At 68.7% G+C, this 11,886-nt stretch carries 11 protein-coding genes; 9 read left to right on the top strand and 2 right to left on the bottom strand.

All coding sequences use genetic code 11. The features are described 5' to 3' along the window. Positions 1-26 precede the first annotated feature (26 nt). From ABD231_RS32025 to ABD231_RS31985, 9 genes are read left to right on the top strand one after another with little or no spacing between them, the layout of a single operon-like run. Positions 27-644, top strand: a complete 618-nt coding sequence (locus ABD231_RS32025) for a DUF6668 family protein (RefSeq protein ID WP_344160355.1) — start codon at positions 27-29, stop codon at positions 642-644. 14 nt (positions 645-658) lie between these two features. Next, positions 659-937: a conjugal transfer protein TrbC gene (locus ABD231_RS32020; protein ID WP_344160353.1), complete on the top strand. Its 279-nt coding sequence runs from the start codon at positions 659-661 to the stop codon at positions 935-937. Positions 938-966: 29 nt separating this feature from the next. After that, positions 967-1,803 carry a DUF8175 domain-containg protein gene (locus ABD231_RS32015; protein WP_344160350.1) on the top strand — a complete coding sequence of 279 codons (837 nt, stop codon included), beginning with the start codon at positions 967-969 and terminating at the stop codon, positions 1,801-1,803. Further along, positions 1,803-2,711: a hypothetical protein gene (locus ABD231_RS32010; RefSeq protein WP_344160347.1), complete on the top strand. Its 909-nt coding sequence runs from the start codon at positions 1,803-1,805 to the stop codon at positions 2,709-2,711. Before ABD231_RS32015 ends, ABD231_RS32010 begins: the two co-directional genes overlap by 1 nt. A gap of 1 nt (position 2,712) precedes the next feature. Then, positions 2,713-4,365 (top strand): TrbL/VirB6 family protein, encoded by a 1,653-nt coding sequence (locus ABD231_RS32005; protein ID WP_344160344.1) that lies wholly within the window; start codon positions 2,713-2,715, stop codon positions 4,363-4,365. Next, complete coding sequence (locus tag ABD231_RS32000) at positions 4,352-5,860, top strand: SCO6880 family protein (protein WP_344160341.1); 1,509 nt, start codon at positions 4,352-4,354, stop codon at positions 5,858-5,860. The genes ABD231_RS32005 and ABD231_RS32000 overlap by 14 nt, the downstream gene beginning before the upstream one ends. Further along, positions 5,857-7,476, top strand: coding sequence for an ATP/GTP-binding protein (locus ABD231_RS31995; protein ID WP_344160339.1), 1,620 nt, complete (start codon positions 5,857-5,859; stop codon positions 7,474-7,476). The genes ABD231_RS32000 and ABD231_RS31995 overlap by 4 nt, the downstream gene beginning before the upstream one ends. Next, on the top strand, positions 7,469-9,310 hold the full coding sequence (locus ABD231_RS31990) for a type IV secretory system conjugative DNA transfer family protein (protein WP_344160336.1): 1,842 nt from the start codon (positions 7,469-7,471) through the stop codon (positions 9,308-9,310). Before ABD231_RS31995 ends, ABD231_RS31990 begins: the two co-directional genes overlap by 8 nt. Continuing rightward, on the top strand, positions 9,300-9,674 hold the full coding sequence (locus tag ABD231_RS31985; protein ID WP_132414483.1) for a DUF4913 domain-containing protein: 375 nt from the start codon (positions 9,300-9,302) through the stop codon (positions 9,672-9,674). The genes ABD231_RS31990 and ABD231_RS31985 overlap by 11 nt, the downstream gene beginning before the upstream one ends. Before the next feature lie 3 nt (positions 9,675-9,677). Here ABD231_RS31985 and ABD231_RS31980 read toward each other — a convergent pair whose 3' ends face one another. Beyond that, a complete protein-coding gene (locus ABD231_RS31980; protein ID WP_344160330.1) occupies positions 9,678-10,178 on the bottom strand; it encodes a hypothetical protein in 501 nt (166 codons plus the stop codon). A 27-nt stretch (positions 10,179-10,205) separates the two neighbouring features. After that, entirely contained in the window at positions 10,206-11,528 is a 1,323-nt protein-coding gene (locus ABD231_RS31975; protein ID WP_344160327.1) for an MATE family efflux transporter, read from the bottom strand. Between the last annotated feature and the right edge of the window lie 358 nt (positions 11,529-11,886).

Raw genomic sequence — 11,886 nt, 5'->3', positions numbered from 1 at the left:
AGTGACGCAGCGGGAGAGGAGGTCTCATGACGCAGAATCCGTGGACTCGGCAACAACAGCCGGAACCGGGTCCGGCGCGGGGACCCGCCCAGACTGCGAATCTGACGCCACGGGGCCCGTCCGCGCCCCAGCACGGTGTACCGGCGCCCGCGGAGGACCAGCGGCTGCCGAAGTTCGCGATCCCGGCCGCCGACACGCTGTGGTGGGTCGGCGCGCACGGCGGGGCCGGCGAGTCGACGATGGCGCAGCTGCTGCCCGGGACCCGCGCGGCCAATCACCGCTGGCCGATCCCGCCGCCGCCGGTGCCGACCCCGGTGATCCTGGTCGCCCGGACGAACGGCTCCGGCCTGCGCGCCGCGCAGCGGGCGGCGACCGAGTGGGCCTCGGGTGTCGTGCAAGGAGTGGCCGTGCTCGGCCTGGTCCTGATCGCGGACGCCTCGGGCCGGCTGCCCCGGGTGCTCGACGACTTCGCCGACATCGTCGGCGGCGGCGTCCCCAGAGTCTGGGAACTTCCCTGGATCGAGGAGTGGCGCAGAGGGGAGGCTCCCACGCCCGAGAACACCCCCGACGAGGTTTTCGAAGTTCTTGAATCCATCTACGCTCTTCGCGCGTCCAACCCAGCGGACTATCCCGCCCCGTACTGAAAGGCTGTACTTCGATGATGTTGGCACACTTGATCTCGGAGGTCCCCTCCTTGCTCCCCCTCGGTGGCGAGCGGCCCCCGGGTGCGGAGAAGCTCGATCTCGTCATCGACTGGGTGCGCTGGATCGCTTTCACCATCTGCGTTCTGGGCATCCTGATCGCCGGCGCGATGATGGCGGTCGGTCAGCGCCGTGGTGAGGGTGGCGAGCACGCCGCCCGGCTCGGCTGGGTGCTGGCGGCCTGCATCGTGATCGGTTCCGCGTCGCTGCTCGTCGGCGCGCTCCAGGGCAACTGACAGCGTCCCCGACGGGAGTCTGATCGACGGTGGGGCTGTTCAGCAGGAGTTCCGGCTCCGACGACGACGGCGGTGACGAATCGACCGGCTTCTGGCAGGAGCGGGGGTTCGTCGCCGGCGCCGTCCTCCTCGGGGCGGTGGTGGTCTGTGCGCTGCTCTGGGTGTTCACCCGGGACACCACGCCTGACGCACAGCCGTCGCCGACGCCGGTGCCGACGGTGACCGAGCCGACCGGTGCGCCCACCGACGAGCCGTCCGGGCCGCCTGCGACACCCGATCCCACCAGTACGCCGAGGCCCACGCCCCCGGTGCTGGGGACCGGAGGGTGCAAGACCGCCAAGCCGCCGCAGGGGATCCCGCGGATCGCACCGGTCGGTGTCACCTGGCAGTTCGAGAGCGACATGCTGTTCCCGCTCCAGCAGCAGGCCGGACCGGCCGCGATGGACCGCAACGGCGTTCGCTCCTGTTTCGCGCACTCGCCGACCGGCGCGGTGTTCGCGACGTTCGTGCTGCTGGCCCAGATCAAGAACCCCGCGCTGACCGCCGACGTACTGGCCACCCGGATCGCCCCGGGACCGGGCCGGGACGCCGCCATCGCGCTGAATCGGCTGACCCCGACTCCGCGGAACGAGGTTCGGGGCGGCCAGTTCGCCGGCTTCAAGGTGGTCGACTACGAGCCCGACCGGGCGATCATCTCGATCGCCGTCCGCTTCGACGAGCGCACCGTGGGCGCGCTGCCGGTCACCATGGTCTGGACCGGCAAGGACTGGAAGGGCAAGCTGCAGACCGACGGCAGCTTCAACGGCAGCACCGAGCCTGATCTGCTCGGCTCGATGGAGAGCTACGTCGGATTCCAGGGGGCCTGATGATCGTTCTCGGATGTTCGCTGGCGCCGTGGAACTGGGACGACTGCGTCGAGGAGTTCCTCGGCGAGGTGGTCCGCCGGACCCTCACCCCGATCTTCAAGTTGTTGCTCAAGGCAATCGCCGACGTGATCATCGCGGCCGTCGAAGCCGTGCTGAAGGCGGTCGGCTTCCTCTGGGTCTACATCAAGACGCCGGACATCGGCCAGAACGGCGCGGTCTGGTGGGTGCACGGCAGAACGACGTACATCATGATCGCGGTGGCCACCATCGCGGTCATCATCGGCGCGATCCAGATGGCGGTCTCGCACCGCGGTGAGCCGCTGCGGGACATCCTCAAGGCGCTGCTCACGATGGTCGTGGTGAACGCCGGGCTGCTGTTCGTCACCTCGACCCTGATCCGCGCGTCCGACGAGTTCTCGTCGTGGATCATCGGCCGGGCGCTGGCCGTCAACGACCACGACTTCGCCAAGCAGCTCACCAAGACGATGGTCGATCCGCTCAAGGATCCAGGGGAGTTACTGGGGTTCGCCCTGGTGATCTTCATCGGGATCCTGATGGTGATCACGGCGATCATCCAGCTCGCGCTGATGATCGTCAGGTACGGGATGCTCGTGCTCCTGGTCGGGATCTTCCCGCTCACCGCCGCGGCGACCAACACCGAAGTGGGGATGATGTGGTTCAAGCGATCACTGGCCTGGCTCGGCGGCTTCATCATCTACAAACCCGTGGCCGCGCTGATCTATGCGGCCGCCATCACGATGATCTCCACGCCGGCCGTGCCCGAAGGGGTGACGGCGGACAAGGGAACACCGCAGCTGATGAACATCATCATGGGCATCACCATGATGCTGCTCGCCGTGGTCGCACTACCGGCCATCCTCCGTTTCGTCTCGCCGAAGACGTCCTGATATGAGCCCCCTCTACCTGATCCCGCTCTGCGGCAGCTGGCTGGACTGTGTGTGGCAGGCCATCAAGGACTGGATCGGCGACCAAGTGAAGTGGTTGATTGGCATGATCTTCCAGCCGATTCTCGATGCGATCTCCAACGCCGTGACGGTGATCATGGGGACGATCGGCACCTTCTGGGTCTACGTCGACACCCTGCCGGTCGGTAAGGACCCGATGAGCCGGGAAGCCGGCCGGCCTACCAGCGGCACCGTGCAGTGGATGTGGGACCACACGCAGTACATCGCCTTCTTCGTCGCCACCCTCGGCGTCCTGGTCGCCTGTATCAAGCTGGCCTACACCCAGCGGGGTGAGTCGCTGCGGGAGATCCTGCGCTCGCTGATCACGCTCGGCGTCGCGTCGGCGCTGGCGGTCGGCGTCACCCAGGCACTGATCGAGTTCGGCGACCGGTTCTCCCGGTGCATTGTCACCACCTCCTTGTTCGACGACCCGAACTCCCCGTGGATGTGCGACCCCGGCGATCTGGTGAACCAGATCGGCCCGGACGGCAAGGCCAAGAGTTTCGGCGGCGCGATGGTCGCGATGCTGGCGGTCTCGCGGACGGTCGGCCCGATCGGGATCGGGCTGGCGATCGCGATCGGCCTGCTGGCCATCATCGCCGGCGTCATCCAGATCATCCTGATGGTGGTCCGCAGTGCGCTGCTGATCCTGCTGGTCGGCGTGCTGCCGATCGCGGCGGCCGCCACCCACACCGAGATGGGCCGGAACTGGTTCAAGAAGCTGCTCGGCTGGATGCTCGCCTTCATCCTCTACAAACCGGTGGCCGCGATCATCTATGCGACCGCGATCAGATTGACGTCCAACAACGGCCAGGGCCTGAACTTCGCCAACGGTGACGCCGCGGCGACCTCGGTGATGAACATGGTCACCGGTCTGACCCTGCTGGTCCTCGCGCTGTTCGCGCTGCCCGGCCTGATGCGGTTCATCGTGCCGATGGTCGCCGCCACGGCCGGTAACGCCGGTGCGGGCATGATCGCGGCCAAGATGGTCGGCGCGGACAAGCTGGCCGGCAAGATGCAGGACTCGCTCCAGGACGGCGGTAGCAGCGGCAGCGAGGGCGGTGGCGGCGGCGAGCCGACCGGAGCGAAGAATGTCGGCAAGGCCAAGCAGCAACCCCAGAGTTCGGGCGGCGCACCGGGCGGCGGGGGTGGTGGCCAAGGAGCTGCCAGCGGAGCCAGTGGCGGCACCGGCGGTACGGCGGGCGCTGTCGGCGGAGGCGGTGGCGGTGCGGCCGGTGGTGCCGCGGCCGGCGGTGGAGGTGCCGCGGCCGGTGGTGGCGCAGCAGCAGCTGCCGGACCGGCGGCCGCAGTGGCAGCGCCGATCGCGATCGTCGCGGCCGGTGTCAAGGCGACCAAGCAGATCGGCGAGACTGCCGCGGCGGAGACCCTCGGCGACGACGCGCCGCAGGGCTCGGGTGGCGGCGGTGACAGCCAAGGCGGCAGCGGCGGTGGCGGTGGTGGTGGCGGTGGCCCGTCCGGCAGTGGAGGATCGCAGCGGGACATGAACCGCGACCGCCAGCGTGACCAGCGCCAGTTCCGCGACGACCGGCGTGACCAAAGCAGACGAGACTCGGACGGACCACGTGGCAGCAGCTGACAACGTACGAAGCGCTCCGCGCACCTACGGCAACTGGCGGCAGCCCGCCTCGGCGGGGATCGCCGGCCTGGGATCGCTCGGTACGGCCATCATGATGGGCGGCCTGCTGGCGACCATCTTCTCGATGATGGCCGGCGGCATCATCGGCGCCGTGATCTGCCTGCTGGTCGTCGGCGTCATCCTGCTGCTGCTGATGTCCAAGGACAAACACAACCTGTCCGCCCTGCAACGGCTCTCGACTCGTATTGGATGGCAACGAGCAAAGATGGCGAAACACAACATCTACCGTTCCGGTCCGCTCGGCCGTACCGCCTGGGGCAAGTTCCAGATCCCGGGCCTGGCCGCCGCCTCCCAGCTGAGCGAGTTCAAGGACTCGTACGGCCGGCCGTTCGCGCTGCTGTTCTACCCGAGCACACGGCACTTCACCGTCGTGATCAACGCCGAGCCGGACGGCGCGTCGCTGGTCGACGAGGAGCAGATCGACATCTGGGTCGCGCACTGGGGACAGTGGCTCGCCTCGCTCGGCCACGAGCCGGGCATCGTGGCCGCCTCGGTGACGGTCGAGAGTGCTCCCGACACGGGGATCCGGTTGCGCCGCGAGGTCAACCACAACATCCAGCAGGGGTCGCCGGCGATCGCGCAGGCGATGCTCGCCGAGGTCGTCCAGAGCTACCCGGAGGGTTCGGCGCTGGTGTCGGCCCGGGTCGCGCTGACCTTCAAGGGCACCGACCGCAACGGCAAGCGGCGCAAGGAAGACGACATGGGCCGCGAGCTCGCGTCGCGACTGCCCGCGCTGACTCAGAGCTTGAACGCAACTGGTGCGGGCGCGGCTCGCCCGGTTACCGCGCAGGAGCTGTGCGAGACGATCCGAATCGCCTACGACCCGGCGTCCGCCGTACTGATCGATGAGGCTCGCAGCCAGGGGATGGCGCCGGAGCTGCAGTGGACCGATGTCGGTCCGGCCGGTACGCAGGCGTTCTGGGACAAGTACCGGCACGACTCCGCATGGTCGGTGACCTGGCAGATGACGCAGGCGCCGCGCGGCGAGGTGTTCTCGTCGGTGCTGTCGCAGCTGGTCGGACCGCACAACGACATCGACCGCAAGCGCGTCACCCTGCTGTACCGGCCGCTCGACGCAGCCACCGCGGCGCGCATGGTGGAGGCGGACAAGCGCAATGCCACCTTCCGCGCCACGACCAGCGACCGCCCCACGGCCCGCACTATCGCCGAGGCCCGCGCGGCCGACCGCACCGCGCAGGAAGAGGCGCGCGGGGCCGGCCTGGTGAACTTCGGCATGGTCGTCACCGGAACCGTGATGACCGCCGAGCAGATCCCGGACATGATCGCCGCCATCGACAACCTGGGCGCGACCGCGCGAGTGTTGCTGCGGCCGGCGTACGGGTCACAGGACTCCGCGTTCGTGGCCGCGCTACCGCTCGGCGTCGTACTGCAGAGCCACTTGGCCGTCCCGGCCGGTCTGCGGGAAGCCCTGTGAGCAAGAAGAACGAGAAGACGACCGACCCGTCCCGGGGCGGCAAGCGGCCGATGCCGCGCGGCTGGCCGGGGATGGGCGCGGGCTACTCGACGTACGTCCAGGCTCCGCAGGAGTGGCGCGGTACGACGGTGCAGGTGTGCGGGTTGTGGCCGTTCGCGGCCGGGACCGGCAGCCCGATGGTCGGCGTACCGATCGGGCGCAACATCCTCTCCGGCGCGACCATGTGCTGCGACCCGATCAGCTGGTTCATGCGCGCCAAACTGATCTCGAACCCGTCGATGTTCGTCCTCGGCAAGCCTGGCTTGGGGAAGTCGACCATCACTCGGCGAATGGCGCTGGGCCTTGCCGGTTATGGGATTCAGCCGTTGGTGCTGGGCGACCTCAAGCCCGACTACAAGGACCTGATCGAGGCGCTCGGCGGCCAGGTCATCCAGCTCGGCCGTGGCCGCGGGCACCTGAACATCCTCGACCCCGGTGAGTCCCGCGAGGCCGCGCTGCGGCTGACCGGGAAGGCGCGGGAGGCGATTCAGGCCGACGCGCACGGGCGGCGGCAGACGATGGTCTCGGCGCTCATCTCGATCATGCGCTCGGCCCCGCCGACGGACCGCGAAGAGACGATCATCGATGAGGCGCTGAAGGTCCTCGACGAACGCCACACCGGTACGCCGGTACTGCGCGATCTGCTCAAGGTTGTCCAGGATGCGCCGGACCGGGTCCGGAACGTGGCTCTCGACCGCGGCAGCCTGGACCGCTACCGGCAGATCACCGAAGGCCTGGAGGCCTCGCTGATCGGTCTGGTCGGCGGTGGCCGGCTCGGCGAGATCTTCTCCGAGCAGACCGACAACCCGATGAAGATGGACCGTCCGGTCGTCTTCGACGTCTCCAACATCGACGACTCCGAGACGAACCTGCAGGCCGCCGTACTGCTGGCTTGCTGGTCTTACGGGTTCGGTGCGGTCGCGGTCTCGCAGGCGCTTGCCGATGCCGGGCTGGAGCCGCGGCGGCACTACTTCGTCATCCTCGACGAGCTGTGGCGCGTACTGCGGGCCGGGCGCGGGCTGGTCGACCGGGTCGACGCGTTGACCCGACTGAACCGGCAGCGCGGTGTCGGGATGGCGATGATCTCGCACACCATGTCCGACCTGCTCGCACTCGAGCACCCCGAGGACCGGATGAAGGCCAAGGGCTTCGTCGAGCGGTCCGGCATGGTCATCTGCGGCGGTCTGCCGCGGGCGGAGATGGAGAACCTCTCCGAGGTCGTGCCGATGTCCGAGGAGGAGCAGAACATGCTCATCGGCTGGCAGGACCCGCCCGCGTGGGACCCGGCCACCGGCGAGGAGGCCGCACCTCCCGGCCGAGGCAACTTCCTGGTCAAGGTCGGTGGCCGCCCGGGGATCCCGGTGCACGTCGGCCTCACCTCGGTCGAGCGCGAGATCAACGACACGAACAAACTCTGGAAGACCGGCGCCGACGGACGGCCGTTGAAGGTCGAGGTCGCACCGGACGGGACCGAGGAGGTCGTCGAGGAGTACAGCTTCGACGACCCCGCGATGCTGCCGCCGCCCGACCCGACCACCCGGGTCGTCGCGCGGCCGGAGGTGACGAACAATGGCTGACGGAAAACGCACCACCGGACCGGGCGGCCTGTCGGTCGAGACGGTCCTGATCTTCATCGGCTGTGCCGTGTTCGCGGTCGTCGTCGGCGGTGTCTGGGGTGCGCTCAAGGCGGCCGCCGCGATCGACGGGACGCGCGCCGTACCGGGTAACCCGGTCAGCGCGCTGTCCCAGCTGATCCAGGGCCGGCTGCACTGGTCCGGCGCGGCAACCGGTGTGCTGATCCTCGAGATCGTCCTGCTGATCGTGATCGCGGGTGCGGTCTGGTTCCTGCTCCGGCGGCGCAAGGAGTCGGTCGGCCGCGTCGACAAGCAGGCGTTCCTGATGTCGAAGCGGTCCGAGATCTACAAGCTCACCCGCGAGGGCGCGCAAGGTATCGCCGACCGCCTCGGCGCCGGCCACGCCGGCCCGGGCATCCTGATCGGCCGAACTGTCCGGGACGGCCTGGAGGTCTTCGGCTCCTGGGAGGACATGCACGTCGACATCTGGGGACCCCGAACCGGTAAGACGACCTCTCGCGCCGTACCGGCGATCCTGGACGCTCCCGGCTCTGTCGTCGCCACGTCGAACAAGCGGGACATCGTCGACGCCACTCGCGGGCCGCGGCTCGACAAGGGTCCGGTGTGGGTCTTCGACCCGCAGGAGGTCTGTGAGGAGCCGCCGAACTGGTGGTGGAACCCGCTGACCTACATCACCGACGAGACCAAGGCACGGGAGATGGCGGAGCACTTCGTCGCCTCACAGCGTCAGGTCGGTGCGCAGACCGATGCGTTCTTCGACTCCGCCGGTACTGACCTGCTGGCCGGTCTGCTGCTCGCTGCTGCGGTGGCCAAGCGTCCGATCACGCAGGTCTACACCTGGCTTGCGGACCAGCGCAACGACGAGCCCGAGCGGATCCTGCGCAACACCCCAGGGCTGCAGCTGTCGGCCGACGCGCTGTCCGGTGTCATCAACGCACCCGACAAGCAGCGCGCCGGTGTGTACGGCACCGCGCAGCAGAGCGCGCAGTTCCTGGTGAACCGCAAGGTCACCCGCTGGGTCATCCCGCAGGGACCGAACGACACGCGGCCGCAGTTCAACCCGCATGAGTTCGTCCGCAAGGGCGGCACGCTCTACAGCCTGTCCAAGGAAGGCGCCGGTACGGCGGGGCCGCTGGTCACCGCGTTGACCGTGGCCGTCGTGGAGGCGGCCGAGGAGTACGCCAAGGGCATGCCGATGGGCCGGATGCCGAACCCGCTGGTCGGCGTACTGGACGAGGCGGCGAACGTCTGCCGCTGGAAGAACCTGCCCGACCTCTACAGCCACTTCGGCTCGCGCGGCATCGTGCTGATGACGATCCTGCAGTCCTGGGCCCAGGGACAGGAGTGCTGGGGCGAGCACGGCATGGAGAAGCTCTGGTCCGCCGCGAACATCCGCGTGTACGGCGGTGGCGCGTCCGACGCGAACTTCCTGGAGCGGCTGAGCAAGCTGATCGGTGACTACGACATCATCTCGAGCTCGGTCTCGTACAACGAGGGCAAGCGGGGCACCAGCCGGCAGACGCAGCGGCAGAACATCCTGGAGATCTCCGACCTGGCCGCCATGCCGCCGGGGCGGGCTGTGGTGTTCCCGTCCGGCATCCCGGCGACCATGGTGAAGACGGTGCCGTGGTTCACCCGTCCGGACGCTGGAGTGGTCAAGGCGTCACTGGCGAAGTACGACCCGGGTGCTTCGGCACCGCAGGTCACGCAGGGTTCGGCCAACCCCTGGGTGACCGGTCCGCAGGGGGGACCGCCGCCGATGCCGACCGGCGTACCGGTGTGGGAGCAGACTGAGGAGCAGCGTCGTGGATGGTGAACAGGAACTCTTCTATCCGCATGTCGCGGCGTTCGTCGAAGACCGCCTGATCTACCTGTACTCGCGACGCATCGGCCAGCAGTACGTGTGGTGCCCGGAGTGGTTCCGGCACGCGGAGGCACTCAGCCGGCTGGACTCGATCTGGCGCGCCTGGGAGCACCTGCGGCTGGACCCGGCGACCGGTATGTCGGTCTGGTGGCGGGACCACGCGGACCCGCACATGATGACGCTGCTCGACCCGGACGGCCCGTTCGCGGCCTGCCGGGGTGCGCACACCGACTACCCGATCCCGCCGCTCCCGGTCGAGGAGCCGCCGGCCGGGCTGTTCTTCGACCAGCGTCAGCCGAACGTGCGGGGGATCTGAGCCTCAGAGGTCGAGGTCGAGCCCGGTGTCCTTCTCCCGCTTCTTGGTCTTGCGCGGCTGGACGAACTTCCGGGCCTCGGGCGGCTGCGCGGGACGCCGGGCGGCATCGCTGGCCGGCGCCTGCTGTCCGGCGTACCGGTCGGCGACACGGTCGTCGTACGCCGCCTCGCGCTCCTCGCGGTCACCCGCGCGCTGGTAGCGGCGGCCGGCGGCCGCAGTGGCGTCCGCACCGGGTTCGTCCGGGCGGGCAGCCGCTTCGTCGAGCAGGTGGTTGCCGTGGGCATGGTCGCTGCGCGCCTGACGCCGCTCGGCGTTGGCCAGCTCGCGGTGCCGGGCGCCCGCGGCCTCGTTGGCCTCCGCGAGCCGGATGGCTTCGGTGGTCTCCGCGGTGGCGTCGAGCAGCTCGCGACGGTCGCGCGTCTCCTCGAGCTCACGCTCCTCGTTCGCCTTTTCGAGCGCTTCCTCTTCGCGGTCCTCGGCCAGTTCGTCGTCCTTGTCGACCATGGGCCCCACGATGCCGCATTTCCGGGGTCAGCGGGTAGCCCCTGTGACCAGCCAGCCGTCTCGCCGCTCCCTGGTCACCAAGGTGACCAGGCGGGCCAGCATGAAGCCGCCGAAGGCCCACCACAGCGCCACGATGCCACCGTCGAACCACAGCACGCTCAGAGCGAGTGGGACATAGAGGAGGAACGCTATGACACCGGCGATCGCCAGGTAGCGGCCGTCGCCGGCCCCGATGAGGACGCCGTCCAGGACGAAGACCACGCCGTTCAGCGGCTGCCAGATGGCTGCGACAAGGAGCACTGCGGCGAGTGTTCGCCGTACGTCGGGGTCTGCGGTGAACCATGGCACGTAGACCGCGCGCAGACCCCAGAGCGCGAGTCCACAGACCGCTCCGGACCACAGGCCCCACCACATCATCCTTCTGGTGATGGAACGGGTACCGGCGACATCTCCGGCGCCCAGTGCGCGGCCGGTGAGCGCCTGGGCGGCAATGGCGATCGCGTCGAGTGCCAGCGCCAGGAAGTTCCAGAAGGTGAAGGCGACTTGGTGCGCTGCGACGGACGTCGTACCGAGGGCGGTGGCGACGAACGTCAGCAAGATGATTGCCGCGCGCAACGTCAGGGTGCGGACGATCAGCGGGACACCCATCTGCGCGGACGCGAGGATGCCGGGCAGGTCCGGCACGAGCTTCGCACCGTCACGTCGGGCGCCTCGGACCACCACCACGACCAGTGCGACACCTGCTGCGGTCTGGGCGAGCGCCGTACCGAGTGCGGAGCCGGCGATGTCCAGGTGCAGGCCGTAGACCAGCAGGAGGTTCAGAACGACGTTGAGCAGGTTGGCGGAGATGGCGACGACCATCGGGGTCTTGGTGTCCTGCAGTCCGCGCAGTACGCCGGTGGCTGCGAGCAGGATCAGCATGCTCGGGATGCCGAAGCAGGAGATGCGCAGATAGGTCACTGCGTAGTCAGCCACGTCAGGCGACGGGTTGAAGGCGTTGATGGCGTGGGGTGCGAAGACGACACCGGCCAGGGCGAGTACGACGCCCAGTAGCAGCGCCAGCCAGAGTCCGTCGATGCCCTGCGCCAGTGCGCCCCGGTGATCGCCTGCACCGATCCGGCGTGCGACGGCTGAGGTGGTCCCGTAGGCGAGGAACACACAGATGCCGACGAGGGTCTGCAGGACGGTCCCTGCGATCCCCAGGGCGGCGAGCTGAGGCGTCCCGAGGTGACCGACGATGGCTGAGTCCGCGAGCAGCATCAGAGGCTCGGAAACCAGGGCCACGAAGGCGGGAACGGCCAGCCGCAGGATCTCCCGATCCCGGCCCCCGACCCACTGTCTGCGACTCACTGGAGGCAGGTTACCCACGGGCTGTGGGGTTGCCTGTGAAAAGTACCCCGACTTTTTCTTCTCCACAGTTGTGCATTGGTGAAACCGCAGGTCAGAGGCTTGCTGGGGATTGTTGTCCGCAGATATCCACAGGGTTGTTCCCAACCTGTGCACAGGGGTTCGCGGGGTTTCCCACAGTTCGTCCACACCCCCTGTGGACGGCTGGCTACCACCTGGGGACGAGACCGGCGTACGGTCGCGTGCCTGGGTACACACGCGGGCGGCAGATTTTGTCGGTCGATGCGGCTACGGTTCGATCAGGTGTTCGAACCCCGGTCGTCGGTGGTTCGGGGCAGCGGCGAACGAGAGGTCGGACGAG

Source organism: Kribbella yunnanensis, from assembly GCF_039529655.1.
Taxonomy (GTDB): Bacteria; Actinomycetota; Actinomycetes; order Propionibacteriales; family Kribbellaceae; genus Kribbella; species Kribbella yunnanensis.
This window is presented reverse-complemented; position numbering and strand designations above follow the sequence as displayed.

What these genes read in the sequence shown, in the direction of transcription:
- ABD231_RS32025 (WP_344160355.1), top strand. Translation starts at nt 27, where the DNA reads ATGACGCAGAATCCGTGGACTCGGCAACAACAGCCGGAACCGGGTCCG.
- ABD231_RS32020 (WP_344160353.1), top strand. Translation starts at nt 659, where the DNA reads ATGATGTTGGCACACTTGATCTCGGAGGTCCCCTCCTTGCTCCCCCTC.
- ABD231_RS32010 (WP_344160347.1), top strand. Translation starts at nt 1,803, where the DNA reads ATGATCGTTCTCGGATGTTCGCTGGCGCCGTGGAACTGGGACGACTGC.
- ABD231_RS32005 (WP_344160344.1), top strand. Translation starts at nt 2,713, where the DNA reads ATGAGCCCCCTCTACCTGATCCCGCTCTGCGGCAGCTGGCTGGACTGT.
- ABD231_RS31990 (WP_344160336.1), top strand. Translation starts at nt 7,469, where the DNA reads ATGGCTGACGGAAAACGCACCACCGGACCGGGCGGCCTGTCGGTCGAG.
- ABD231_RS31980 (WP_344160330.1), bottom strand. Translation starts at nt 10,178, where the DNA reads ATGGTCGACAAGGACGACGAACTGGCCGAGGACCGCGAAGAGGAAGCG.